The organism is Yoonia rosea (assembly GCF_900156505.1).
Lineage (GTDB): Bacteria > Pseudomonadota > Alphaproteobacteria > Rhodobacterales > Rhodobacteraceae > Yoonia > Yoonia rosea.
This window is the reverse complement of record NZ_FTPR01000001.1, coordinates 1,251,287-1,276,568: the sequence shown is the minus strand read 5'-3', so window position 1 is coordinate 1,276,568 and position 25,282 is coordinate 1,251,287. Positions and strand designations below refer to the sequence as shown.

Below are 25,282 nucleotides of genomic sequence, written 5' to 3'. Positions count from 1 at the left end.
TTCAACGCGGTAATTCCAGTGCTTGCACCACACCATGCGTAAAATTCCGCACCATGTTGGAAAGTGTGTACCGTTCCGCCGCAATCCGGCATCCGTTTGCCAATTGCTGATGCGCGTCGTCATCGGTCAAAAGAGCTTTGCAAGCAGCGACATAGGCCTCCAGATTGTCTGGTGAGATGACGCCATTGCGCGCGTCCAGATAGGCGATCTCGGGGCTGTGTAAACCGCAGTCTGTCGTCACAAGGGGCAACGCGGCCGCAAAGCTGTCAAGAAGGCCCAACCCGACGAGACCCGGGTTCATGTTGATCTTTGCAAGCCTCATAACGCAGGCCTTATCCATGCCTTTCAGGGCGCCACACGGGTGTATCCAGTGGTACTTTGATGCAGCACTTTCGACCTTTGCGCGCTGCGGCCCGTCACCCGCAATAAGAAGCTGAAAGCCGGGAATTTGCGCACGCAACTCTGCGGCGGCGGCGATCAGAAAGTCGAGCCTCTTGTGCCCGTAAAGTGATCCCAGGAACAATGCTGTCGGTCCGGTCTCCAGCCCGAAATGCATCCGCAGCTTATCAATATCGCTTGTCTTGACCGCCGCAAGATCACGCTTGAGCGCGTCTGTGTCGACGGCATTATCCAGCTGGGTGATGCGCGCCTCGTCAAATCCAGCTGCCTTGACCAGTTCGACACTCTTGCGCGTATATCCAAAGTACCAATCCACGCGGCCTGTGCTCCACCGTTTGTAGCGCTCACGCAGGGACTGGCTGTTTCCCTGAAAATTCGCACCATGCCCCCAGAACGCCAATCTGGGTGCCGGTCGCTTGATAAGCGCGAGATGGTTCGCCAGCAGGGCATTTTCCTGTGTCACAATCACCAAGGCACTCCCGGCGACCTGCTTTGCAAAGGGCTGCCAACAAAGTCGCTCACCCGCCAAATAGCGGGTCTCCAGTGGCTCTGCCCATGAGATATTTCCCTCATCGGCCTTGGCGGTCTCTTGCGACGTGCCTTGTCCGTGCAACAGGCGGAGCTTGATCCCAGCCTCCGCGAGGCTTTCGCGCAAGGCAACAAAAAACGGAACCCGGTAATGGGTCAGCCGACGCTGAATGATCGAGACTGTTGGCGTGATGGCTTTGTTCATTTCAACAAACGGACCCTGAGAAATGCAATCGAAAGGATTGCAGATAGATACAGAAGCCAGATTGGATGCCTCCAAGCAAAAATGCTCACCTCAGTCGTGTTGAATAAAAGGAAGATGATTATGCTTCCCAAAATGAAGAACCTTTGCGGTCTGTTTCTCAGGTTCTTGGCGGCAACCAGACCCGCCAGAAGTGGTAATAAGAAGACTATCAAGCCAACCATGCCAACAGACATTATGAGATGTAGCGCTCCGTTATGGAAATGCGTCGGCCAATTCGTTACGCCAACGTCAAACGTTGTGACGTTGACGCCATGTCCAAACAAGAAGTGCCCGGGTAGTGTTGTGAGAGAGGCGCTCCAAATGGCTGTTCTACCCGTTAGGGTGATGTCCTTACCCAAAACCTCTAGAAATAATGTGAACCAAAAGTTTAGGCTAACAATCACAAGAATGAGCGCCAAGAGCAGTCCTCCTTGGATTGTTGCTGTACTCGCATGATCAAAGCGCCTTAACGAGAAGAACACAAATAGAGAGAAAACTACGATGAGTGCAGCGCTAGATGTTGCACTTCTGGTTCCGATGAATATCGCAATTGGGACGATCATAAAGAGAATTGTAAATTTGCTTTTGGCCGCCCCGGAAACCGAGAGTACCATCAGAAGGAAGACGTTCAAGAGCGCAAGACTAGCAAGATAATTGGGGTTTCCCACAAGCGACGACCAACGACCATCGTCACCAATGGTCTGGTCCGGCGCAAGACCGATAAACACCAAATTCAATAACAAATTCAAAAATGTGGCACGGTGGATCAGTTGAATTGTAGCCGAAAAATTGTTCACTAAGCTTTTTGCGACGATCGCGGCCAAGGCTGTTGAGCCAAACAATTGGAGCGCTTCTGTCGCTGGCGAGTTGACGTAGCTACTCAGAAATATGGATGCCGCATAGTAGAATGTTGGGAGTAGTGCGAAGACGAACCAAATAGTCCGTAGTGCCCGAAGATATTTCAAGATGACAATGGCTGAAAAGGTGTAGAGCGCCCCCCATACGAGATACTCAAGCAGTTCTGGTGTTGTCTCTTCCACTACCAAGTCGCGGATAGTGCTGGGTGGTTCAGGGATAGTGGCGGAAATTGGTAATCCAAGTAGCGCGAAACAAAAGAAGATAACGATATAGGGGAGTTTCAGCTTCAGTTTGAAGTGCCCGTTTTGCCGTGTTGATCCATCTACTGAAGTCAATTTCATGCTAGGTACTCGACACTAAAGTAGATTTAGTTTTCAACCACCATGCACCCGCCATCACCAACTCTGTCAGGATGAGCGCAGCAACGGCTCCGATGGGGCCAAGGGCCACTGTCAGTTGCCATGCTGTCAGCAGTGTCAGCAACGTGAGGCCCATGGATACTTTGGTCATGAAGGCAAAGCGGCGCTGGGCTTGTACACCCCATTCAAGCACGCTGCGGATCATCAGAATAGCGGCGAAGACACACCAAGTTGCCACCAAGGGGAGCAATCCCTGATACTGCTCGCCGACCAGAACAGGCTCCAAATATGGCCAAGCCAGTACGAGCGCGCCTGCATAGGTGACCACAACCGCAAACAACGCGGTGCCAGTTTTGCCAATCGACCGCAGCAACTCTGCTGGCCCGGCGTCATGAAGCTTGCGCGCAAAATCTGGTAAAATCACGTTGGCCAATGCTGCAATGAGCAACAAGGGCGGTGAAACAAAAAGCCGTGCTGCATTCACCTGCGCCACGGCGACAGGTCCGAGCAGACCCGCAAGGAAAATAATGTGCGCATTGTTGCGAAATGATGCGATCAGGTTGGTCGCAACAGCCCATTTTCCACCGACGCTCAGCTTTCTGAACGTTTCAATAATGTCACCACGCGTCTGGCTGAACAGCGTAAGACCAGAGACGCTGTGTCCGACGATCGCTGCGAGACCGGTGATTGCCGCAAAGACAACGAAGGCAAGATCAGCGGTGATTTCCGCATCGATCATCGCCTGAAAGGCCATAAATCCGAGCAACCCTGCGCCCATCACGGCGTTGATCAGCATCGCTTGCTTGCCGCGTCCTGTGCTGAATGCGTGGCGGATATGAAACTCTTTATACGAAAAGGCGATTGCCGAGACGCCGATCGCCAAAGCCATCAGCCCCAGTCCAAGAAAGGATTGCAGCACTGCGGCAATGGCAACAAATGCCGCGAGCGTCGCGAGTGAAACCAACGACATCGTGGCATAGACCTGTCCGGGGAACTTTGCGGGGCCTTCCTTGGGGGCAAGGACAATATATTGCGTGATAAAGAACCCTTGCCAGAACCCGGTGATGATCATCACCAAAGCAAAGCCCATCCCGAAAAGCCCGAATTCACGTGGTGTCAGGATGTGGAGAAGCTGGAACGTAAAGACGAAACTGACCAGACTTCCGGTCGCCTGACTGACGACCGCTGCAGAGATAGCACCGGATGCTGATGGAACGCGTGGGATCATCTTCCGGCCAGTCATCCTGCGGTGCATTTGCGATTTTGTCTTGTACCTGAAGATAGTTGGCAGACAGTCTGTTGGATAGAAGCCGTGTAAAGGTGTTGATCAAGCGGGACGATGAAACCCATACTCGCGCCCTCCGCTTGAAACATAGTGAATGCGGTAGCCGACGTTCTTCAGCGCCGTGACCGCATCTCGGGTTTGATCCTTGGTGTGGCCGAACATACCATGATGAAACTCGACACAAAGCTGCGCGGGAAAGATCTGTTTGTTGATCATATCGGTGATTGCAGGATACTCAGAACCCTCGATATCCATCTTCAGGAAGTCGATTTTCGTATCGTCCAAGTCCGACATGATCTCATCAAGTGGTTTGACAGGAAGTTCTACGCGCTCTTGATTATCTGTCCGCTTGGAGACGCTATAGGATACGAAATCCTCTTGGATCGGCGCATAGAACGACAGAACCTGATTGGCATCGGAAAGGCCTACCGGATAAAATTGAAACAGCTCCGGCGTATTTTGGCTCTCAACCCAGGTCATGGATCGCGGTGTGGGATCAAAGGCCGCAACCTTGCAGCCGTATTCCGCGATCAGTGCAAGATCGAAGCTGATGTCCTGACCAACCCCAAAGCTATAAACACAGCTTTCTGACGAGAGACTGTCTTCAATGACAGGCCACCCTCCATAATCTGTCCCAAGAACACGCAAGGGCATGACGCATTCTATGCGGTGCAAGGGGGGGCGCAACAGTCTCTTGATGCTCTGGATAGATCGCACGCAGGTTGCGTTTATTTTTTTTGATAACATAGTTCGTATCTCTGCAGCCTCGTTTTTATATGTCGCCTGTCTGGTCAGCAGATGTTCATCTTGAGCGCTGCAGTATAGAGCGCGCCGCAGTGGTAGGTGAAGAGACGTTGGGCCAGACCGGGCACGAATTTGAGCGCCAACCCACGCACGCGCCGCTTTACCTTTGCGACAATGGATCCGTTTTGAAAGGCAAAGATTTCAGGTGAATGATCATTCAGCTGGTGATGCAGCACTTTGAGACCGGATGTCTCTAATTTCAGCAAGAAAGACTCAAGAGAGTACGCTTTGATGTGACCAGCGAGGCTCAGAGAATTCTGGAGGTTTGAAATCCTGGTTCTCGCGAAAAGTTCCAAAGGCAATTCAACATAGACGAGCCCTTTGGAGACGCGTCGTAGCTCGTACAAAAATTGCCGCTCATGAAGAACGTGTTCCAACACTTGAGTTGCGTAAACAAAGTCAAAGCTTCCTGCGGTAAAGGGAAGCGTTTGCCCATCGTATCCTTCAATCGCGACGGATCGTCCGTTGATCTTCTCAGATTGCTGCTGTGAACGTTCGCTACCAATCTCAACGCCTGAAATGTCCTGGCCAAAGCCGCGGCGCGCAAGTTCCCTCATGACATCGCCGGTGCCACACCCAACTTCCAGAACTTGGCCAACCTTTGCCGCATCATTGCGGGACATGAGATCCAGAATGTGGGCGGCTTTGTCGATCGCGCCGAGGCGGCGCCACTCTCTCATGGACTGATCATATGGCCGAGAATAAAGCTCCCGCAGCGATGGCAAAATGAAGATGTCTTTCATTGCTTTTCCATAAAAAAAGTCATGTCTATTTTTAATATCGCTGTGCTATTTCAGACGGCTTTTCGCATTGGTCATAGGTACTTTGCGAAACAACTCACGTCGCTGCAAACGCAAACGGGAATATCGCGGCACTTTGGGGTCGCCGTATCATTTTACGCCTCGCCGGGCTCTTCGTGCATTCCGAAGGCCCTGATCCTTACAGTGGGATAACGGATGAGACGTTCACAACAGGCAATCAGCAGCCGCACAACCACGCAAGATGCATAGTTTATCAACATGTAAGCCCTTCGTCACAGCGTGCTCGTGCGACGGTATCAGGTCTCTTGCAGTATGTCGTTCCGTCAATCAAAAAAGTGTCCCAATCCGCGATAACACAAACCAGCGCTGTTTATCGCTGTTCTCAGTACACACTTCATCTTGCAGCCCCCTTTTCTCGGCCAGACCTTCAGATGTGAGCACATATGCATAGCGTGTTTTGTTTGAGGTGCGGAAGGTTTCAACCGTGATACAACCCCGGTCGATCAGAACTTTGAGGCCGGAATTTACACCACCCAAACTAATACCAACTTCGCGCGCCAGATCGCGCTGGGACAACTTGGGGTTCGGTTGAAGTGCGCGCATGATGCGGAAACCTAATTCCGCCCAATCACTCAGTTCTTGCCTTGCAGGTGCTTCCACGGCTACCGCACCAGAGGTCACCGCGGTGATCTGTTCGGGACGCCATCATCGGAACCCGCGTTCATGCATGAACAGTCGCAATAAGGTTGCACGCTTTCAAGTTTAAAACCAAAAAATGGAGAAAGGGTGTCCAGACGGCTCAGAGTTGCAACGCTCTCGTATGCGCGGGACACGCTCAGAGCTTCGTGATCTGCGGAGTTGGTCAAAGCGCAGCACGATACCCCGTGTCTCCGTCGTGCCAAAGCCGCCTCAAAACAGTCACCCCGAACGCCTGAGTACGCACGTGTCTGGCCACTTGCAGGACCGTTCTTTGCCATCTGGGCAGGCCCGCGCGCAAGGTTTCTTGTTCCTACTTGGCTGCGCAAACAGGCGGGCTTGAAAGACCCGATGAATGGTCAAGGACAGACCACCCGGGCCTGTCCTCTTGCAGGTGACGGTTGTACCCGGATCAGCCTAGGCGCCTGCGACCGCCTGCTCGAGTGCGGGGCGTTGATCGGAGACGACAACGCCGTCGCGGGGCAGGGCACCGATGGCGACAAGATCGATTTTGGCGCGCAGTTTCAGGATTTCAGAGACTGACACCTGAAATGCGGCCGGATCGGTTGCGTCGGTTTCCAGCTGAACGGTGATCTCGTCACCGCTCGCACCGCGGTGCACCTCGACACGGGCCTTGGCCACATCTGCATGGCGTGCAACCAGGGTCGCCACCTGTTCGGGACGGATGAACATGCCTTTGACTTTGGTCGCCTGATCCGCCCGCCCGCGCCAGCCGACGATGCGTGTATTGGTGCGCCCGCAGGGGCTTTGCCCGGGCAATATTGCGCTGAGATCACCGGTCGCGAACCGCAAAAGCGGGTAATCGGGGTTCAGGACGGTGACCAGAACTTCGCCAATCTCGCCCGTCGCCACAGGATCACCGGTGCCGGGTGTGACGATCTCGACGATGACGTCTTCGTCCACGATCATGCCATCGGTGCTTTCGGCGGACTCGTAGGCGATCAGCCCGGCATCGGCGGTGCCATAGCATTGGCGGCAAAGGATGCCGCGCGCTTCATAGGCGGCGCGGATCTGGGGAAACAGCGGGCCCGCTGACACAGCCGCCTTCGTGATCCGGCTCAGATCAAGCCCCATCTCGTCACCTTTGGCGAGGATCGTGGCCAGATAATCCGGCGTCCCGATATAGGCGGTCGTGCCAATCGCGGCGGCGACTTCGGCTTGTTGCATGGTCTGGCCCGGGCCTGCGGGGAAGACCACCATGCCGATGGCGCGTGCGGCGCTTTCAAACATCATGCCCGCAGGCGTAAAATGATAGGCAAATGTGTTCTGGGCCACGTCCGATGCATCAAACCCCATAGCGGCCAAAAACCGCCCCATGCGCCAGAAATCCGGCCGTGTGCTGCCCGGTTCATAGATCGGCCCCGGGGACTGGAAGATGTGGCTGACGTTGCGGGCAGGGACTGCGCCGAAAGGCGGGTTTTCGGCCTGCCCACGGCAGAGCGCGTCTTTGCGCATGACCGGCAGACGCGCCAGATCCGCCAAAGAGGTAAGGCCCGCATCCGGAAAAATCTCTTGCGCCGCTTTGAGCTGCGCGGCCTCTCTTGCGTCCTGCGTGCGGGTTTCCAATGCGTCCATGCTCATGCCAACCACCTTTTGCGCCGCCGGTAACTGCGCACATCACGGAATGATTTACGCCCCTCGTCAGAGAGGCCCAGATAAAACTCTTTCACGTCGGGGTTTTCGCGCAACTCTGCCGCGGGGCCTTCCATCACAACGCGCCCGGATTCCAGAATATAGCCGCGATGGGCGAACCGCAGGGCCACGTTCGTGTTCTGCTCTGCCAGCAGAAAGGACACGCCCTCGTTTTCATTGAGGGATTTCACGATCCCGAAAATCTCTTCGACCAGTTGCGGTGCAAGCCCCATTGAGGGTTCATCCAGCAGGATCGTCTCGGGGCGGGACATCAGGGCGCGGCCAATCGCGCACATCTGTTGTTCACCACCCGAGGTATAGCCAGCCTGTGATTTGCGCCGCTCGCGCAGGCGCGGGAAATAGTTGTAGACCATCTCAAGGTCGGCCTGCACGGCCGCACCGCCATCGCTGCGCGTATAGGCGCCCGTCAGCAGGTTCTCTTCAATGGTCAGGTGCTCAAAGCAATGGCGGCCTTCCATGACCTGCACAACGCCGCGCTTGACCAGCGCCTCGGGCGACAGGTCTTGCACAGGTTCACCGCGATAGGTGATTGCGCCTTTGGTCACCTCGCCGCGTTCGGAATGCAGCAGGTTGGAGATCGCCTTGAGCGTTGTGGTCTTGCCCGCGCCATTGCCGCCCAGAAGGGCCGTAATGCCGCCTTTAGGCACGGTCAGGGACACGCCTTTCAGCACAAGGATCACGTGATTGTAGATCACTTCGATGTTGTTGACCTCAAGCAGGGTCTCAACCGGTTTGTCATCCAACATGGGGCGCGGCTCCGTTTGTGTTCATCGTGGCGGGCGGCCCGGAGATGGGCCGCCCGGTTTCTTCTGGCTCAGAGGCAGCCCGGCTCGATCCCGGCCTCGGCCGCGAATGCAGCAGAGTCTTCGGCAACCAAAGGCTGGATCACGCTCATATCGGGCGCGATATAGTCGGTCAGGGCAACCCAGTTGCCAGCAGTTGCATCCCACTGCTGTACAATCCCCAGACCGGACCCGCCATGGTTCTGGCAGCTCACACTGAACGCAGGACCGACACGGGCCATGCCCAGTTCTTCCATGCGCGCATCGGTGATTTCCAGCGCTTCCATCCCGTCACGCACCATCGCAGGGGTCACAGCGGACACGCCGTGAATTTCCTGCGCTTTGGCGATGGCTTCGGCGGCCAGCATCGCGGCGTACATGCCCCGCGTATAAAGCACTGATCCCATGTTCGAGCCGTCACCGGCCGCATTACCCGCGTCGTGGACCAATGTGCGGATGTCATCAAAGACAGGCAGGTTGGCGTCGATCCGGTTCATGTTCAGTGACTTATAGCCGTTTGCCGCAGCCCCTGCAGGGGTAACGTCATGTTCAGCACCGGCCCACCAGTTACCGATAAAGTTTTCCATCGGGAAACCGATGTTGGCGGCTTCCTGCACGGCAACCTGGTTCATCACGCCCCAGCCCCACATCAGGACATAGTCAGGGCGTTCACGGCGGATTTGCAGCCACTGTGATTTCTGCTCTTGTCCGGGGTGGTCAACAGCCAGTTGGGTGAATTCAAAGCCGTGCATTGCCGACAGCTCTTCGAGTGTGCGGATCGGTTCCTTGCCGTAGGCAGAGTTGTGGTAGATCAGCGCAATCTTTTTGCCCGACAGATCGCCACTATTCTCCTCCAGAAGGTAGTTCACCATCACCGATGCGGCATCCCAATAGTTCGCAGGGTAGTTGAACACCCAGTTGAACACCTCACCATTGGCAGCAGATGTGCGGCCATAGCCCATCGTGTGGATCGGGATGCCGTCGGCGGTCGCTTTGGGGATCAGCTGATAGGTGATACCAGTGGACAGCGGTTGATAGATCAACGCGCCTTCGCCCTTGGTGGCTTCATAGCATTCCACACCTTTTTCGGTGTTATAGCCGGTTTCGCATTCGAGAATGCGGATGCTTTCGCCGCCGATCCCGCCGTCACGGGCGTTCAGCATGTTGAAATAATCCTGATAGCCATCCGAGAACGGCGTACCACCTGCCGCATAAGGGCCGGTGCGGTAGCTCAGATCAGGGATCACCAGTTCCGCGCTGGCCACGCCTGCGGCGAGTGTTGCGGTCACGGCCATTACGGCCAGTTGTTTCAGTTTCATCGGGTTTCTCCTCCCATGGTTGGTCCGATTGTCACGCCGGGGTGTGCCCCGATCTTTGGGCGCGCGCAGGGCGCGCACCGCATTTAATAAGGGAACGGCCAAAGCCGCAGTTTCTCTTTGGCCAGCCGCCATAGCTGGGCCAGCCCGTGGGGTTCCTTGATCAAAAAGAACATGATCAACGCGCCCACGATCACCAGTTGGAAATGCGCCACCAGATCGGTGGGCCAGCCCAAAAGGTCGACACCGATCAGTTTCAGCACAACAGGCAGGACCACCAGAAACGCGGCCCCTGCAAAGCTGCCGAAGATTGACCCAAGACCGCCGATAATGATCATGAAGAGCACAAGGAATGATTTCTGGATGCCAAAGGCTTCGCCCACTTCGACAGCGCCCAGATAGACGGCAAAGAACAGCGCGCCGGCGATCCCGATAAAGAACGACGACACGGCAAAAGCTGTCAGCTTGGCCTTGAGCGGGTTCACCCCGATGATCTCGGCGGCGATATCCATATCGCGGATCGACATCCATGTGCGCCCCAATGACCCGCGTGTCAGATTGCGTGCGATGATGGCGCAGGCGGTCACGAAAACCAGACAGATCAGGTATTGCGCCCAGGCTTCGGTATTGGGACCTGTGACAGGCACGCCAAAGACGGTGCGTTCCGGCGCGTTGATCTGGCCCGAGGCGGAATAGTTGTAGAACCAGCTCACCTTGTTGAAGAGCCAGACCAGAAAGAACTGTGCCGCGAGCGTGGCCACAGCCAGATAAAACCCCTTGATCCGCAAAGAGGGCAGGCCAAAGGCCGCACCGACCGCCGCGGTGATCCCGCCTGACAGAATGATGTGAATGACGATGCTGACATCGGGAAAAGAGGTCATCAGCTTGTAGCAGGCATAGGCCCCCACGGCCATAAAACCGCCGGTCCCAAGGCTGACCTGTCCGCAATAGCCCGTCAGGATATTCAGCCCGATCGCGGCAATCGCGTAGATCAGAAAGGGCACCAGAATGGCATTGGCCCAATAGTCGTTGATCACGAAGGGGACGACCAGAAAGGCAAAGGCCAAGACGGCCCAATACCGGTACCGGTCAAAGGCAATCGGGAAGGTCTGGCTGTCTTCCTGATAGGACGTCTTGAAATCTCCGGCCTCACGATAAAGCATGCTGGGCCTCCCGTTTGGTCAAATTTGGCTTGTGGGCCATGCGTGGATCAAACCCTCTCAATGATCTTCTCCCCGAACAGGCCTTGCGGGCGGAACACCAGAAAGATCAGCGCAAGCACGTAGGCGAACCAGTTCTCGGTCGCACCACCCACCATCGGGCCGATCATGTATTCAAAGAGCTTCTCGCCGACCCCGATAATCAGGCCGCCGACAATCGCGCCGGGGATCGAGGTGAACCCGCCCAGCATCAGCACCGGCAGCGCCTTCAGCGCGATCAGGGACAGCGAGAACTGCACGCCGGATTTCGCACCCCACATGACACCAGCGACAAGCGCCACAAGCCCCGCGAGCGACCAGACCAGCACCCAGATGAAGTTGAGTGAAATGCCCACCGACAATGCCGCCTGATGATCATCGGCCACCGCACGCATCGCACGGCCTTGTTTGGTGTATTGCGCAAAGAGGATCAGGCCGGTCACCAGCACAATCGCCACGACCGTCGCCACCATGTCGAGCTTGTCGATAAAGAAGCCGTAGAAATCATCGCCGCCCAGGCCCGAGGTCATATCCTCGACCCAGAGCGATCCGCCCTGTGGCAGGCCAAGCGCCAGCGTCTTGATGTCAGAGCCCCACATCAGATCGCCCACACCTTCAAGGAAATAGGCCAGACCGATGGTTGCCATGAACAGGATGATCGGTTCCTGCCCGACGAGATGCCGGAACACGAAATGCTGCACAGCCCAGGCAAAGAAGATCATCACCACCAGCGTCAACAGGATCGCCAAAAGGGCGGGGACCTCCCACCCGAAATGATGAATGTCCGTGCCAAAGACTGCGTTGATCAGATGCGAAAAAGGCACTTCGCCTTCCATGATGCCGACCAGCGTGAGCGCTGCGAAAAGCGCCATAACCCCTTGGGCATAGTTGAAAATTCCGGATGCCTTGAAGATCAGAACGAAGCCGAGCGCCACCAGCGCATAAAGCACACCGGCCATCAGCCCGTTGATGATAACTTCTATGCCGTAAAGAAAATCAGCTGACATCGCGACCGCCCCCCTTAGTCATGTGCCACCCCCAGATAAGCATCAATCACCTCTTGATTGTTGCGCACCTCGTCGGGTGTGCCGTCGCCGATCTTGCGGCCGTAATCCATCACGATGACGCGGTCTGACAGGTCCATCACAACACCCATGTCATGTTCGATCAGCGCAATCGTGGTGCCGAATTCATCGTTCACGTCCAGAATAAAGCGGCTCATGTCTTCTTTTTCCTCAACGTTCATGCCGGCCATCGGCTCATCCAGCAGCAACAGCTTGGGTTCCGCCGCAAGCGCGCGGGCCAGTTCGACCCGTTTTTTCAAACCATAGGGCAGGCGGCCGACGGGTGTCTTGCGGATCGCCTGAATTTCCAGAAAATCAATGACCCGTTCCACGGCTTCGCGGTTCTCGGTCTCTTCACGTTCCGCGCGGCCCTTCCAGAGCGCCTGCGAAAACAGGCCCGCGTTCATGTGGTTCAGCCGGCCCGTCATCACGTTGTCCAGCACAGACATGCCCTCGAACAGTGCGATATTCTGGAAGGTGCGGGCGATGCCAAGGCGGGCGACCTGAAACGGTTTCATCGGCGGGCGTTTCTTGCCGCGGAACCATACCTCGCCTTCCTGCGGGTTATAAAAGCCCGAGATCACATTCAGCATGGATGATTTGCCAGCCCCGTTGGGGCCAATAATCGCGCGAATTTCGCCTTCTTGGATATTGAAAGAAATATCTTTTATCGCCTCAACCCCGCCGAAACGCAGGGTGATATTGCGCATATCCATCAAGGTTTCGCCAATCTGGCGGCCATCTTCGGTCACATAAGGTGTCAGCATATCTTTCATTCCGCTGCCACCTTCATTGTCGGGGCGACGATGGCATTGCGGATGTTCAGCGTCGCTTTGATCTTGCCTTTGCGGCCGTCCTCATAGGTGACCTCGGTCTCGGTATAGATCTCGGCGGCATCGCTATAGAGGGCGTTCACAAGATCATCGAATTTCTGCCCCACAACGGCACGGCGCACTTTGCGGGTGCGGGTCATTTCGCCATCGTCGGCGTCCAGTTCCTTGTGCAGCACCAAAAACCGATGAACCTGGCAACCTGCCAGCATTTCATCCTGCGCCACTGAGGCATTCACCTCGGCCACGTGCCCGTCGATCATCTCCAACACACGCGGGTGCTGGGACAATTCCTGATAAGAGGAATAGGCGATATTGTTGCGCTCGGCCCAGTTGCCGACCGCCGTCAGGTCAATGTTGATAAAGGCGCAGCAGCGGTCGCGGCCAGCGCCAAAGACCACGGCTTCAAGGATGTTGGGATAGAATTTCAATTTATTTTCAACATACTTGGGCGCGAAAAGTGATCCATCCGCCATCTTGCCCACGTCCTTGGCGCGGTCGATGATGCGCAGATGCCCTGTGCCTTCCTCGATAAAGCCCGCATCGCCTGTGGCGACCCAACCTTCGGCATCTTTGGTTGATGCGGTGCTTTCCGCGTTCTTGTAGTATTCCACGAATACACCGGGTGAGCGGTAAAATACCTCGCCATTGTCCGCGATCTTCAACTCGACACCGGGTGAGGGCACGCCAACGGTATCCGAGCGCACCTCGCCATCGGGTTGCTGGGTGATATAGACGGTCGCTTCGGTCTGGCCGTAAAGCTGTTTGAGGTTGATCCCCAACGCGCGATAGAAATCGAAAATTTCGGGGCCAATCGCCTCGCCAGCGGTATACCCGATGCGAATACGGCTCAGACCCAGCGTGTTCTTCAGCGGGCCATAGACCAGAATGTTGCCAAGCGCATAGGAGACCCTGTCGGCAAGGCTGACAGGTTTGCCATCCAGCAAGGCGGGCCCAACCCGCCGCGCAACGCGCATAAAATGATCAAACAACCACTTTTTGAACCGGCCCGCGTCCTCCATCCGGATCATGACCGAGGTCAGCTGGTTCTCGAACACACGGGGCGGAGCAAAGAAATAAGTGGGCCCGATTTCGCGCAGATCGGTCAGCATGGTGTGCTCGCTCTCGGGGCAGTTGACGCAGAAACCGGTCCACATGGCCTGCCCGACCGAAAAGATGAAATCCCCGACCCAAGCCATTGGTAAATAAGCGAGAACTTCGTCTGTGGGCAGGAGATGATCAAACTCGGAGGAATTCTTGGCGGTCTCAATCACATTGCGATTGGACAGCACCACCCCCTTCGGGCGCCCCGTGGTGCCAGAGGTATAAAGCATCACGCTGGTATGATCGTAGGTCAGGGCATCTGTCCGGCGCGCCATCTCGGCGCGATCACCGCCTTTGGCGGCAATCTCGGCGTAAGATGTCATATGGCTGTGGTCGTATTTGCGCAGTCCGCGCCCATCGAGATAGATCACATGCTCAAGCGCTGCCACCTCGGCGCGGACATCGGCGATCTTGTCCACCTGTTCCTGATCACCGACCACAGCATAGCGCGCGCCGCAGTGGTTCAGAGCATAGGCGATTTCTTCTGCGGCGGCATCTTGGTAGAGGGGAACAGGAATGCAGCCCACTTTTTGTGCTGCGACCATCGCCCAGTAAAGGGCAGGGCGGTTGCGCCCGACGATGGCGATATGGTCACCCTCGCTGGCCCCTAGGGTCAGAAGCCCAAGGGCAAAGGCATCAATTTCTTTAGCTGTTTCGGCCCATGTCCAGCTTTGCCAGATACCGAATTCTTTTTCACGAAAGGCGGGTTTGTCGGGAAACCGGGCAACGTTACGGGCCAGCAAGGCCGGCACGGACTGTGGTGCATCACGCGACACGTCTGTTGTCATGAAATTCCCCCCTTCTGACGAGACTAGGGGTAATCTGTGATCCTTGCTAGTTTTCTTCTTAATCCTAACGAATTCTTACAGCGCGCTTTCCGCTGTCACATTGCAAGGCTTTGCTGCTAGAAATTCCGCCATGGGAGTGACCGACATATCGCGCCACGACATGATCCTGTCGGGGCTGAACCTGATCAAACAGGCGATTTCCTTGCATGACGAGGAACTGCGCCTTGTTGTCGCCAACCGCCGATTTCAGCAGATGTTTTCCTTGCCCGATCGCCTCGTAGCACCCGGTGCGGAGTTTCGTGACATTGTCAGGTATCTGACGGAACAGGGCGAGTATGGCACTGTCGACGATGTAGACGCTTTTGTTGATGAGAAGGTCCGTCTCGCCTTTACGTTCGAGCCGCATTATTTCGAACGCACGCGTTCAAACGGCACGGCCATCTCGGTCGAGGGCAGCCCATTCCAGCAGGGTGGCTGGATTTCCGTCTACACGGATATCACCGAAACCAAACGGCAAGAGGATTTCTTTCGCTCACATACCGAAACGCTTTCCGAAAAACTATTGCAACGCTCCGAGGATCTTGCGCTGGCCAACAGGGCCTTGTCGGCCACAGTGAATGCGCTGGAAGTGGCCAAGCAAGAGGTCACGGACAGTCGCGAACATCTGGCACTGATGAACACGATGACACCGGGCCATATCGCGCATGTGAATGCGGCAGGGGTCTATACGCACTCCAACGGCAATCTGCCCACGATCCTGCCTGTGGGCGAGCGCAAGATTGTCGGGCAGTCGTTTGAAAATGTGCTAGGCCCCTTTGTCTGGGCGCAGGTTGCCCCGCAATTTGCGCGAGTCTTGCAAGGCAAACCGACCACATCGGAAATTCGTGACGAGGCCTCGGGACGTTTCATGCGTCTTGCGATGACCCCCGACATGGCAGGGGATGGCTCTGTTCAGGGGGCCTATATTCTGACAGTTGATGTGACCGAAGAAGTCTCGGCCCGTGCGGCCCTTGCCCATGCGCGGCGCAAGGAACTGGCCACCCAGCTGACCAGCGGGATGGCCCATGATTTTGCCAACCTTCTGACGATCATTCTGGGGCAACAGGCCAAGCTGGATGAGTTGGCGTCACTGCATCCGGCCCTGGCCGAGGTCTCTGCGACGATCAATTCTGCGGCGAAGCGCGGCGGTGAGTTGATTGAAAATCTCTCAAGGATCGAAGCACATCGCAGCCTCAATCCGGTGTCCGTCAAGGTTGCCGATTTTGTCGCTGATGTGCTGCAATTGGCACGCGCGGCCGTGCCTGATGATGCGGTGCTGAAGATCACTTATGATATTCCCGATGCGCGCCTGACCTTTGATCCCGGCTTTGCGCAGGATGCCATTCTGAACCTTGTTCTCAATGCCGCCGAGGCGCAGGATGGGCCCGCGATGATCACCACGCGCATGCATCGGGCAGCGGACGGGATGCTGGAAATCATTGTTGCAGATAATGGTCCGGGGTTTTCCGAAGACGCGCTCGCCAATGCGCTGGCCCCGTTCTATTCCACCAAAAGCGGCAAGATCGGGCGCGGTCTGGGTCTGACAACCGCATTTGATTTCGCCAAATCGAGTGGTGGCACTGTGCGCCTGCGCAATCATGCCTCGGGTGGCGCTGTCGTGACGTTGCGGATTCCCTACACACCCGCCCGCACTGTTGAGGCGGGACTGGTGCTTTTGGTGGACGACACGCTTGATGTGCGCCAGACCATGCGCAATTTCCTGCGCCGCTCTGGGCATGCGGTGGTTGAGGCTGCCTCGGTGGAAGAGGCGCAAAAGCTGATGTCGCTTGAGGGTCTGACACATGTCGTGACCGACCTTGCGATCGGTGAGGGATCAGGGCTTGATGTTGCGGCGACCGTGCCGTCCGGAGTGCCGGTGCTGATCGTAACCGGATTGCCGCCGTCAGACGCCCTGCATCAAAAGGCCAAAGCCGCGCATCCCGTCCTGCCAAAACCGTTCGATTTCGCCACATTCGAGGCCGCATTTTTGAGGGCAAGTACATGAGCACGCAAGGCTATGTCGCCATCATCGACGACAACCCCGATATCCGGCATATGTTGTCGGCGGCGTTGACCGATGCGGGTTTCACCACACAAAGCTTTGCCCGCGCTGCGGATTTTGAACGCGCGCTCGCCACCAAGCAGCCCGAAGTCTGCGTCGTCGATCTGGGCCTGCCGGACAAGGATGGCCTGAGCATAGTTGCGGCTTTGGCCAACAGCGCGACGGCCACCTTGGTGATTTCGGGCCGTTCGACCCTGCAAGACAAAATCGTCGGCCTTGAACTGGGGGCGGATGATTATCTCGCCAAGCCTTTCGAGATACGTGAAGTTATCGCAAGGGTGCGTGCACTCTTGCGGCGCAAGGCCCCGACAACCGCCAAGAATGAGGCCGAGAAGCTGACGTTTTCAGGTTGGACGATAGATTTTGCGCAATTCAATCTGATCGACGCAGACGGCAACAGCACGCGGGTGTCGGCCAGCGAGGCGATGCTGCTACGCATCTTCCTGACCCGTCCCAACAGGTTAATCACCCGCGATCAATTGCGTGACGAGTTGAACGAAAAAAGCGACGCGGAATCCTTTGACCGTGCGATTGATGTGCGCCTGTCCCGCCTGCGCGCCAAGCTCAAGGACAGCACCAAAGACCCCAAGATCATCAAGACGATCTATGGCGCAGGGTATATCCTGATTTCGGATGTGTCCCCCGCCACAGCGTGACCGGAACATCCCTCTCTTTTTGGCAGATTTACGTTTTACGGGTTGCCTCACTCGCGTTTAACGTGTCCGGTATGGCATGAAGTTGAACGGCCCCTTTCTTTTCATTCTGATGACGCTTGTGATTGATGCCATCGGGGTGGGTATCGTTTTTCCCATTTTGCCCGACCTGATGGACCGTGTCGGCGCCACCAGCACTGCCGAGGGCGCGGTATTGGGCGGTGTCATGATGTCGGCCTATGCGGCTGCCATGTTTCTTTTCGGCCCCATTGTCGGCAGCTTGTCAGATGCTTATGGCCGCAGGCCGGTCCTGATTTTCGCATTGGTGACGCTGACCATCGATTACGTGATCATGGCGCTGGCAGGGACCTATTGGGTTTTGCTTGTGGGGCGTGTCCTCGCTGGGATGGCGGGTGCGACCTATATCACGGCCACAGCCTATATCGCGGATATTGCAAAACCCGAGGAGCGGGGGGCGGCCTTTGGGATGATCGGCGCCGCTTTCGGTGTGGGGTTTGTCATGGGCCCCGCACTGGGCGGTTTGGCATCGGGGTGGCACATCACTGCGCCGTTCTGGATCGCAGCCGGTTTGTCGGCACTCAATGTGGCGTTTGGGTTCTTCCTGTTGCCAGAATCGCTCAAGCCCGAAAACCGGCGTCCCTTCGGGCGGCGTGATCTGAACCCCTTCGGCACCATTACGCGTGCCTTTCTTATTCCGGGGCTCGCCGTGCCACTGGTTTGTATCTTTGTGTTCGAGTTTGCCAATATGGTCTACCCGACGCTCTGGGCGTTCTGGGGGCGCGAGGTGTTCAGCTGGGACGGTTTCACCATCGGGCTGACGCTGTCGGGATATGGTATTCTGATCGCACTCGTGCAGGCGGGTATTCTGCCGCGTCTGACGGGACGCTATGGTGACTACCAGACACTGCTGATCGCAACAGCCGCCGCCATCATCGGACTGGTGGGGTTCGGCGCAACAACGGCGGTCTGGGCTGTGTTCTTGTTCCTGCCCATTGCCGCTTTGTCGGATATGGCTCCCCCTTTGATTACCGCTTTCGCTGCCAATCGGGTGGACGAGGACCAGCAAGGGCTGGTGCAGGGTGTGATCGCCTCTTTGTCATCTGTCGCGGCCGTCACGGCGCCGCTGTTTCTGACAGGTGTGTTTGAACGATCAGTCAATGAGGAGGGGCTCTATCTGCCGGGTGCGCCCTTCCTTGTGGCGGCGGTCTGCGTCATCGCTATTGTTCCGCTAATTTTCCGGCTTGATCCCAAACGTCCGGACCGCAAGCGTTAGGTCGGCGCAATAACGATCCGCGAACCTGCGGGGAGCAGGGTGATCGGCACGACCGGAAATTGCCCTTGATCACAAAGGCCAGACGACAAGGATCGTCGGCACCGCAACGCAGATTACTATGATTTCCAGCGGCAGGCCGAGGCGCCAGTAGTCGCCGAAACGATACCCGCCCGGGCCCAGAATAAGGGTGTTGTTCTTGTGCCCGATGGGTGTGAGGAACGCGCAGGACGCAGCCACCGCAACGGTCATCAAGTATGTATCAGGGTTTGTGTCCGTCGCCGTCGCGATTGACATCGAGATCGGGGCGGCAATCAAAGTGGTTGCGACATTGTTCAGGAAATCAGACAGGGTCATGGTCACGATCATCAGCGCGACAAGCGACACCCACGCGGGGTATCCTGCGCTCAGGCTGACGATCTCTCTTGCGATCAGATCGGCACCACCGAAATGGTCGAACGCCTCTGCCAGCGGGATCAGGCTGGCCAGCAGGACGATGACTTTCCACTCGACCGACGCATAGACCTCGCGCGCGCTGACAAGGCCGAACGCGACATAGGCGATCACAGCGCCCCCCAGCGCGACCGATAAAGGCACGAGTCCCAAAACCGCCAATCCGACAGCGGCCAGAAAGACCCCAATGGACAGGCCCGCTTTGCTGCGCTGGACAACCTCGGTCTGGCGTCCTTCAAGAGGGAATACGCCAAGCCAGTCAATGGCGTCCGCCACGCGGTCCGGTGGCCCCAGAAGCAGCAGCACATCACCCGCACGGATCGGCAAAAGGCGCACACGGTCCTGAAAATTCCGCCCGCCCCGCGCCACACCCAACAGGGTAACCGCGTGACGTTGCAATAAATTCAGGCTGCGTGCCGTGCGCCCGTCAATCCGCGCCCCTTCGGGCACGATGGCCTCGGTCAGCGTGAGACCGGGTGCAACCACGCCGCCTTCGTGCTTTTCGGATCCTGCAAAATCAAGCCCAGCCTGACCCATGAAGGCCTCGATTGCCTTTGGGTCCCCTTCGACCACAAGAAAATCACCCGCCTGTAATTCAACACGTCGCGCAAGACCGCGGATGCGTTTGCCGCGCCGGATCAGGCCAAGAATATTGACGTCAGCGTCATTCGCTTTGGGGTAAAGATCAGCGACCAACATTCCCTCTTCCAAGGATTGTTCGCCGATCCGCAGTTCCGCCACATAACGTCCCTGGCCGACGTCCTTTTTCTGGTCCATGACCGAGGTACGCGACGGCAAGAGCCGCCACCCGAACAGCGATACAAACGCAATGCCCGTTATCGCCACAGCAAGGCCGACAGGGGCAAAATCAAACATCCCGTAAGGTTCGCCCAAGGCAGTTTGCCGGTATTCGGATATGACAATATTGGGTGGCGTCCCGATCAATGTAATCATCCCGCCCAGAATGGTCGCAAAAGACAGCGGCATCAGCGTTTGCCCCGCTGCACGCTTGGCCTTCTTTGCGGCTTCAACGTCAAGCGGCATAAGAAGTGCGAGCGCGGCCACATTATTGACGATGGCCGACAATCCCGCAGCCAGCGCGCCGATAACAGCGATATGCAACTGGACGGGCCGGTCAGGGTTGATCAGCCGCGATGCAATCAGTTCCACCGCCCCGGATGATGACAGCCCGCGGCTGACAATCAGAACCAGGGCAATAATCGCCACGGCCGCGTGCCCGAACCCCGAAAAGACATCTTCGGTGGGCACAAGGCCGATTGTTGCCCCAATGATCAGAGCGCCGAACGCGACCAGATCGTATCGGATACGCCCCCAGACAAGCAGCGCGAAGACGATGCCAAGGAGTACAAATATCTGTGTCAGTTGATCCTGCATGGCCGCACCCTAGAGCGCTTTGATCAAAGTGGAAATGCCACTTTGCGCCACCAGCGGGATCATTTGCTTGCACCTGACGGCTAAAGGATCGGTGGCTTGTCCGTTAGATCATCATCCTGCGGGGATCGCCCAACAGACCGGCCAGATAGCTGACAAAGCGTGCGGCCTCGGCCCCATTGATCACGCGGTGATCATAGCTCAGGTCAAGCGGTACCATCGGTTTGGGCTGAAAGGCCGCGCCATCCCAGACGGGGGTGATTTCGGTGCGCGTCAGGCCAAGGATTGCCACCTCGGGCGGGTTCACGATGGGGGTGAAGGCTGTGCCGCCGATCCCGCCCAGATTACTGATCGACATAGACGCGCCACCCATTTCATCGGGGCCCACCTTGCGGGCTTGTGCGCGCGCCGCCAGATCGGTGATCTCGCTTGCGATCTGCCAAAGCCCCTTGCGGTCCGCATCACGGATCACGGGCACCATCAGGCCGTGGGCGGTATCAACGGCGATCCCGATATGGACATAGTCCTTGAGGATCAGTGTCCTGCCATCCGGTGTCAGCGACGCATTGAAACGCGGGAATTCACGCAGGGCCCGTGCCAGCGCCTTGACCTGAAACGCCAACGTGGTGAGCTTGACACCGCGCGCTTGCGCCTCCGGTTTCAACTCTTTGCGCAGTGCCTCAATCGCCGAGACATCGGCGCGGTCGTGGTGGGTGACCTGCGGGATCATTGCGTTCGCCGCACCCAGATTGCCAGCGGCCACTTGCGCAAAGCGGCTGAGCGGTTCTTCGGTCACGGGGCCGAACTGACTGTGATCGACGTCCCAATACTTGCTGTGGTCGCTCGGGGCGGCACCGGGCTTGGCATCGCCCGTCAGATCCTCACGGGCGATGGTGGTCCGGCCCAGATCGCGGGCCAGTTTTTCCAGATCAATGCCTTTTTGACCTGCAAGGGTGCGGACGGAAGGAGAGGCGATTACATCTGTCATCACATTCACCAGCTGGCCGAGATGTATTGCGTTTCCATGAATTCGAGCATGCCCTCGTGCCCGCCTTCACGGCCGAGGCCTGACTGTTTCACGCCGCCAAAGGGTGCTGCGGGATCAGAGACCAAACCGCGGTTCAGGCCGACCATCCCGTATTCCAGCCGTTCGCAGACCTGCAAGGCGCGCTTCATATCTTCGGAAAAGACATAGGCCACAAGCCCGTATTCGGTGTCATTGGCGCGGCGGATCACGTCTTCCTGATCGGTGAATGTCTGGATCGCGGCGACAGGGCCGAAGATTTCGTCATGCACGCAATCCGCGTCCTGCGAGACATTGGACATGACGGTCGGCGGGTAGAAAAAGCCCTTTCCGTTGGGCGTGGTGCCGCCACATTCGATTTTGGCACCCTTGGCGACGGCATCCGCCACGAAAGCGGCGACCTTGTCGCGGGTGTCTGCATTCACCAAAGGGCCCACATCAACGGATGGGTCTGTGCCGTCGCCGACCTTCAAGGCGGCCATTGCGGCGGTGAATTTGGCAGTGAAGGCTTCAGCCACATCCGCGTGCACGTAGATGCGGTTGGCGGCGGTACAGGCCTCGCCCAGATTGCGCATCTTTGCCAGCATCGCGCCTTCGACGGCGACATCAAGATCGGCATCTTCAAACACCAGCAAGGGTGCGTTGCCGCCCAGTTCCATCGCAGGTTTCAGGACCTGATCCGCCGCTGAATGCAGCAGTTTGCGGCCCACGCCGGTAGATCCGGTAAAGGACACGACCCGCACGCGCGGGTCATGCAGCATGTGATCGACCAAAGCACCGGTGCGCTTGGACGGCAGCACGTTGACAAGGCCCTTAGGCACGCCGGCCTCTTCCAGAAGTGGCATAAGCGCGAGCATTGTCAGCGGCGTTTCCGAGGCGGGTTTGATGATGACCGCACAACCAGCTGCCAGCGCGGGCGCGATTTTGCGCGTCCCCATCGCGGCGGGGTAGTTCCACGGGGTCACCAGCACGGCAAGCCCTGCGGGTTTATGCTGCACCATAATCCGCGCGCCGGATGCGGGGGCATGGGTCAGCATCCCGTCGGCGCGCACGGCTTCTTCGGCAAACCAGCGGAAAAATTCGGCGGCATAGGTCGCTTCGCCCATGGCATCGGTGCGGGCCTTGCCGTTTTCCAGCGTGATCAGATGGGCAAAATCTTCGAGCCTCGCTGTCATCAACTCCCACGCCTTGCGCAGCACTTCAGAGCGGTGGCGCGGTGTTTTGGCGGCCCATTCCTTCATTGCGGCTTGGGCGGCATCAAGGGCGGCGTCAGCGTCGGCAATCTCGGCCGAGGCGACCGAGGCGATCACCTGTTCTGTGGCGGGGTTGATCACGTCAAAGCGTTCCCCAGATGCGCCTTTGTGCCATGCGCCGTCGATGTAAAGATCGGTAAAGTCCATTTTGGTCTCCGATGTGGTCAGAGCAGGTGGCGGAGCGGTTGCTCCATCCGGCCTGCGAAGTTGGAAAGAAGGGTGATCGCGTCACTTGGCGCCAGTTGCGCAGGCGCAAATTCAAGCGTGATCGTGAGGCCAGTGCCGGTGCGCGTGAGCGTCAGTGTCGGCACGTCCTCGGCCCCGACAGCCACGCTTGTAATCGCGCTGAAGCGCAAGTCGCGGACCCGCAGTCGGGCGGCGTCCTCGGTCGGGTCTGTGGCGCTGAGTTGGGCGGAGGCCGCGTAGGTCTTGGTCATGCCAAAGCTTTCGACGGCTATTGTCGTATCGCTGCCGTGGCTCGCGGCGCAGAGACCTGCGAGCAGAGCCGCGGTATCGGTCAGTTGTGCGGATTTCGCGGCCCAGTCGGCGAAATCGGTGAAACCTTCGCTTGCAATCTCGGCCGTCAAACGGCCAGAGACCTGCGCTGCGGTCGTTTGCGTTGCGCCAGAGGTTTGCGGCAATGCGCGTAGCGCGTCGAGGTCTTTGACATGGAACGGTTGCGGATGCCCCGCGTCGACCAGTCGCTGCAAATCCAGCCCTTGCTCGAGCGCCAGCCGCCGCAGTTTGGGTGACGCAAGGATGCGCCCGTGGGTTGCGGGGGCAGGGGCCACTTTCGCCGGTTGCGCCTTGGCGACGGGTGCGGGTTTTTCCTCTACAACGGCGGCTTGCGGTGCAGGGGCCGCAGCACTTTTGCGTGCGACAGGGTTGGCGGGCTTTTCAGCAGTAATGATCGCGATGGTCTGGCCGGTGGGCACGTCTTCGCCTGCTTCGGCGAGTGTTGCACCAAGGTAGCCGTCAAAGCCTGCGTTGACTTCGTTGACGCTTTTGTCGGTTTCGACTTCGAACAAAATGTGATCGACGCTAACCGCATCGCCGGGGTTTTTATGCCATGCGACCAGCAGACCCGAATCCTGCGCCATGCCCAGCGTGGGCATGATAACTTCCTTGCCTTCGGGCAGATCGTCTGATGGGGCAGGGGCCGCCTCCTCGGCAGGGGCGGAGGCTGCGCTTTCGGCACTGTCAGAGATTTTTGCGATGACGTTGCCTACCGGCACGTCGGTCCCTTCGCCGGCGGCGACGTCGGTTAGAAAACCGTCAGCGGCGGCCTCGATCTCCATCGTGGCCTTGTCGGTTTCGACCTCGAACAGAATGTCACCCTTGGTGACCGCATCGCCGGGTTGTTTGTGCCACGCGACGATCAGGCCCGTTTCCTGGGCCATACCGAGCGCGGGCATGATGACGTCAAGCGGCATGGATCATCTCCCCGCCGACCAGCAGCCGCGCCTTGGCGGCGACACCTTCGGGCGTGGGCACTGTGATGTCTTCAAGCGTGGGGCTGAAAGGGATCGGCACATCCATCGCGCCCATGCGGAGCACAGGGGCATCAAGGTGATAGAACGCCTTTTCATTGATCCGGCTTGCGATTTCGCTGGTCACACCAAAGCTCTGGTGGCCCTCGTCCACCACGATCACGCGGCTGGTCTTGCGCGCAGATTCCAGCAAGGTCTTTTCATCCAGCGGCACGATCGTGCGCGGGTCGATCACCTCGGCGCTGATACCTTCAGCGGCCAGAATTTCGGCGGCTTTCTCGCAAACCTGCACCATAGAAGATGTGCCGATCAATGTGATGTCGCTGCCTTCGCGCTTGATATTCGCCTCGCCAAAGGGGATCAGGTATTCTTCTTCGGGCACTGGGGCCTTATCCTGATACATCAGCTTGTCTTCGAAAATGACGACCGGATTATTGTCGCGGATCGCGGTTTTCATCAGGCCCTTCGCCTCATAGGCTGAAGACGGCATTGCAACCTTGAGGCCGGGAATATGGGCAACAAGCGCATGGAGCGACTGGCTATGCTGTGCCGCAGAGCGGCGCGTCGCCCCCATATTGGTGCGCAAGACAAGTGGCACGCTGAGTTTGCCACCGGACATATAGTGCGTCTTGGCCGCCTGATTGCAGAGCTGGTCCATGATCAGGAAGATGAAATCGCCAAACATCAGATCGACCACAGGGCGCGTGCCGGTCATAGCCGCGCCGACGGCAAGCCCCATAAAGCCGGGTTCGGCGATCGGGGTGTCGACCACGCGACCTGTGCCGAATTCCTCGACCAGACCGGAAAGGACTTTGAACGGTGTGCCGGCTTCGGCCACGTCCTCACCGATGATGAACACGGTCTCGTCGCGGCGCATTTCTTCGGCCAGTGCTTCGTTCACGGCTTGGGATAGGGTGATCTCTCGCATCGCAAA

At 57.6% G+C, this 25,282-nt stretch carries 21 protein-coding genes; 3 read left to right on the top strand and 18 right to left on the bottom strand.

Annotation, left to right across the window (positions count from 1 at the left end; translation table 11 throughout):
- Position 1: 1 nt before the first annotated feature.
- The 13 genes from B0B09_RS17780 to B0B09_RS06210 form a co-directional block, all read right to left on the bottom strand.
- A complete protein-coding gene (locus tag B0B09_RS17780) occupies positions 2-1,132 on the bottom strand; it encodes a glycosyltransferase family 4 protein (protein WP_084190738.1) in 1,131 nt (376 codons plus the stop codon).
- Positions 1,129-2,370, bottom strand: coding sequence for an O-antigen ligase family protein (locus B0B09_RS06265; RefSeq protein ID WP_076658841.1), 1,242 nt, complete (start codon positions 2,368-2,370; stop codon positions 1,129-1,131). Before B0B09_RS06265 ends, B0B09_RS17780 begins: the two co-directional genes overlap by 4 nt.
- A gap of 1 nt (position 2,371) precedes the next feature.
- On the bottom strand, positions 2,372-3,616 hold the full coding sequence (locus B0B09_RS06260; RefSeq protein ID WP_131825003.1) for a lipopolysaccharide biosynthesis protein: 1,245 nt from the start codon (positions 3,614-3,616) through the stop codon (positions 2,372-2,374).
- 99 nt (positions 3,617-3,715) lie between these two features.
- On the bottom strand, positions 3,716-4,420 hold the full coding sequence (locus B0B09_RS06255) for an FkbM family methyltransferase (protein WP_084190737.1): 705 nt from the start codon (positions 4,418-4,420) through the stop codon (positions 3,716-3,718).
- Between the two features lie 44 nt (positions 4,421-4,464).
- Positions 4,465-5,220 (bottom strand): class I SAM-dependent methyltransferase, encoded by a 756-nt coding sequence (locus B0B09_RS06250; RefSeq protein WP_076658833.1) that lies wholly within the window; start codon positions 5,218-5,220, stop codon positions 4,465-4,467.
- 345 nt (positions 5,221-5,565) lie between these two features.
- The gene (locus tag B0B09_RS06245) at positions 5,566-5,898 is read right to left on the bottom strand and encodes a winged helix-turn-helix transcriptional regulator (RefSeq protein ID WP_242654352.1); all 333 of its coding nucleotides are present in this window, start codon (positions 5,896-5,898) and stop codon (positions 5,566-5,568) included.
- 453 nt (positions 5,899-6,351) lie between these two features.
- Positions 6,352-7,536, bottom strand: a complete 1,185-nt coding sequence (locus tag B0B09_RS06240) for a phenylacetate--CoA ligase family protein (protein WP_076658828.1) — start codon at positions 7,534-7,536, stop codon at positions 6,352-6,354.
- Positions 7,533-8,354, bottom strand: a complete 822-nt coding sequence (locus tag B0B09_RS06235; RefSeq protein ID WP_055293221.1) for an ABC transporter ATP-binding protein — start codon at positions 8,352-8,354, stop codon at positions 7,533-7,535. The genes B0B09_RS06240 and B0B09_RS06235 overlap by 4 nt, the downstream gene beginning before the upstream one ends.
- A gap of 68 nt (positions 8,355-8,422) precedes the next feature.
- Positions 8,423-9,709: an ABC transporter substrate-binding protein gene (locus B0B09_RS06230; RefSeq protein ID WP_076658826.1), complete on the bottom strand. Its 1,287-nt coding sequence runs from the start codon at positions 9,707-9,709 to the stop codon at positions 8,423-8,425.
- An 83-nt stretch (positions 9,710-9,792) separates the two neighbouring features.
- On the bottom strand, positions 9,793-10,869 hold the full coding sequence (locus B0B09_RS06225) for a branched-chain amino acid ABC transporter permease (protein WP_055293217.1): 1,077 nt from the start codon (positions 10,867-10,869) through the stop codon (positions 9,793-9,795).
- Between the two features lie 47 nt (positions 10,870-10,916).
- Positions 10,917-11,912, bottom strand: coding sequence for a branched-chain amino acid ABC transporter permease (locus B0B09_RS06220; RefSeq protein ID WP_055293215.1), 996 nt, complete (start codon positions 11,910-11,912; stop codon positions 10,917-10,919).
- 14 nt (positions 11,913-11,926) lie between these two features.
- Positions 11,927-12,745: an ABC transporter ATP-binding protein gene (locus tag B0B09_RS06215; RefSeq protein ID WP_055293213.1), complete on the bottom strand. Its 819-nt coding sequence runs from the start codon at positions 12,743-12,745 to the stop codon at positions 11,927-11,929.
- Entirely contained in the window at positions 12,742-14,691 is a 1,950-nt protein-coding gene (locus B0B09_RS06210) for an AMP-binding protein (protein WP_076658824.1), read from the bottom strand. Before B0B09_RS06210 ends, B0B09_RS06215 begins: the two co-directional genes overlap by 4 nt.
- Positions 14,692-14,821: 130 nt before the next feature.
- Between B0B09_RS06210 and B0B09_RS06205 the strand changes: the two genes are divergently transcribed.
- From B0B09_RS06205 to B0B09_RS06195, 3 genes are all read left to right on the top strand, one after another.
- Positions 14,822-16,735 (top strand): PAS-domain containing protein, encoded by a 1,914-nt coding sequence (locus tag B0B09_RS06205; protein ID WP_076658822.1) that lies wholly within the window; start codon positions 14,822-14,824, stop codon positions 16,733-16,735.
- On the top strand, positions 16,732-17,448 hold the full coding sequence (locus tag B0B09_RS06200) for a response regulator transcription factor (protein WP_055293207.1): 717 nt from the start codon (positions 16,732-16,734) through the stop codon (positions 17,446-17,448). The genes B0B09_RS06205 and B0B09_RS06200 overlap by 4 nt, the downstream gene beginning before the upstream one ends.
- A gap of 76 nt (positions 17,449-17,524) precedes the next feature.
- Positions 17,525-18,739 (top strand): MFS transporter, encoded by a 1,215-nt coding sequence (locus B0B09_RS06195; RefSeq protein ID WP_076658819.1) that lies wholly within the window; start codon positions 17,525-17,527, stop codon positions 18,737-18,739.
- 69 nt (positions 18,740-18,808) lie between these two features.
- On the opposite strand, the gene B0B09_RS06190 is transcribed toward B0B09_RS06195, so the two are convergent.
- The 5 genes from B0B09_RS06190 to B0B09_RS06170 all read right to left on the bottom strand — a co-directional run bounded on the left by B0B09_RS06190 (position 18,809) and on the right by B0B09_RS06170 (position 25,276).
- Positions 18,809-20,584: an SLC13 family permease gene (locus B0B09_RS06190; protein ID WP_076658816.1), complete on the bottom strand. Its 1,776-nt coding sequence runs from the start codon at positions 20,582-20,584 to the stop codon at positions 18,809-18,811.
- A 103-nt stretch (positions 20,585-20,687) separates the two neighbouring features.
- Positions 20,688-21,569: a 2-oxo acid dehydrogenase subunit E2 gene (locus tag B0B09_RS06185; protein ID WP_076659824.1), complete on the bottom strand. Its 882-nt coding sequence runs from the start codon at positions 21,567-21,569 to the stop codon at positions 20,688-20,690.
- A 5-nt stretch (positions 21,570-21,574) separates the two neighbouring features.
- Positions 21,575-23,005: an NAD-dependent succinate-semialdehyde dehydrogenase gene (locus B0B09_RS06180; RefSeq protein ID WP_076658814.1), complete on the bottom strand. Its 1,431-nt coding sequence runs from the start codon at positions 23,003-23,005 to the stop codon at positions 21,575-21,577.
- A 17-nt stretch (positions 23,006-23,022) separates the two neighbouring features.
- On the bottom strand, positions 23,023-24,291 hold the full coding sequence (locus B0B09_RS06175; protein WP_076658812.1) for a biotin/lipoyl-containing protein: 1,269 nt from the start codon (positions 24,289-24,291) through the stop codon (positions 23,023-23,025).
- Positions 24,281-25,276 carry an alpha-ketoacid dehydrogenase subunit beta gene (locus B0B09_RS06170; RefSeq protein ID WP_076658809.1) on the bottom strand — a complete coding sequence of 332 codons (996 nt, stop codon included), beginning with the start codon at positions 25,274-25,276 and terminating at the stop codon, positions 24,281-24,283. Before B0B09_RS06170 ends, B0B09_RS06175 begins: the two co-directional genes overlap by 11 nt.
- Between the last annotated feature and the right edge of the window lie 6 nt (positions 25,277-25,282).

Bases quoted from the DNA above. Each gene is read 5' to 3' on its own strand.
- B0B09_RS17780 (WP_084190738.1), bottom strand. From the start codon at position 1,132: ATGAACAAAGCCATCACGCCAACAGTCTCGATCATTCAGCGTCGGCTG.
- B0B09_RS06265 (WP_076658841.1), bottom strand. From the start codon at position 2,370: ATGAAATTGACTTCAGTAGATGGATCAACACGGCAAAACGGGCACTTC.
- B0B09_RS06260 (WP_131825003.1), bottom strand. From the start codon at position 3,616: ATGATCCCACGCGTTCCATCAGCATCCGGTGCTATCTCTGCAGCGGTC.
- B0B09_RS06255 (WP_084190737.1), bottom strand. From the start codon at position 4,420: ATGTTATCAAAAAAAATAAACGCAACCTGCGTGCGATCTATCCAGAGC.
- B0B09_RS06250 (WP_076658833.1), bottom strand. From the start codon at position 5,220: ATGAAAGACATCTTCATTTTGCCATCGCTGCGGGAGCTTTATTCTCGG.
- B0B09_RS06240 (WP_076658828.1), bottom strand. From the start codon at position 7,536: ATGAGCATGGACGCATTGGAAACCCGCACGCAGGACGCAAGAGAGGCC.
- B0B09_RS06235 (WP_055293221.1), bottom strand. From the start codon at position 8,354: ATGTTGGATGACAAACCGGTTGAGACCCTGCTTGAGGTCAACAACATC.
- B0B09_RS06230 (WP_076658826.1), bottom strand. From the start codon at position 9,709: ATGAAACTGAAACAACTGGCCGTAATGGCCGTGACCGCAACACTCGCC.
- B0B09_RS06225 (WP_055293217.1), bottom strand. From the start codon at position 10,869: ATGCTTTATCGTGAGGCCGGAGATTTCAAGACGTCCTATCAGGAAGAC.
- B0B09_RS06220 (WP_055293215.1), bottom strand. From the start codon at position 11,912: ATGTCAGCTGATTTTCTTTACGGCATAGAAGTTATCATCAACGGGCTG.
- B0B09_RS06215 (WP_055293213.1), bottom strand. From the start codon at position 12,745: ATGAAAGATATGCTGACACCTTATGTGACCGAAGATGGCCGCCAGATT.
- B0B09_RS06210 (WP_076658824.1), bottom strand. From the start codon at position 14,691: ATGACAACAGACGTGTCGCGTGATGCACCACAGTCCGTGCCGGCCTTG.
- B0B09_RS06205 (WP_076658822.1), top strand. From the start codon at position 14,822: ATGGGAGTGACCGACATATCGCGCCACGACATGATCCTGTCGGGGCTG.
- B0B09_RS06200 (WP_055293207.1), top strand. From the start codon at position 16,732: ATGAGCACGCAAGGCTATGTCGCCATCATCGACGACAACCCCGATATC.
- B0B09_RS06195 (WP_076658819.1), top strand. From the start codon at position 17,525: ATGAAGTTGAACGGCCCCTTTCTTTTCATTCTGATGACGCTTGTGATT.
- B0B09_RS06190 (WP_076658816.1), bottom strand. From the start codon at position 20,584: ATGCAGGATCAACTGACACAGATATTTGTACTCCTTGGCATCGTCTTC.
- B0B09_RS06185 (WP_076659824.1), bottom strand. From the start codon at position 21,569: ATGACAGATGTAATCGCCTCTCCTTCCGTCCGCACCCTTGCAGGTCAA.
- B0B09_RS06180 (WP_076658814.1), bottom strand. From the start codon at position 23,005: ATGGACTTTACCGATCTTTACATCGACGGCGCATGGCACAAAGGCGCA.
- B0B09_RS06175 (WP_076658812.1), bottom strand. From the start codon at position 24,291: ATGCCGCTTGACGTCATCATGCCCGCGCTCGGTATGGCCCAGGAAACG.
- B0B09_RS06170 (WP_076658809.1), bottom strand. From the start codon at position 25,276: ATGCGAGAGATCACCCTATCCCAAGCCGTGAACGAAGCACTGGCCGAA.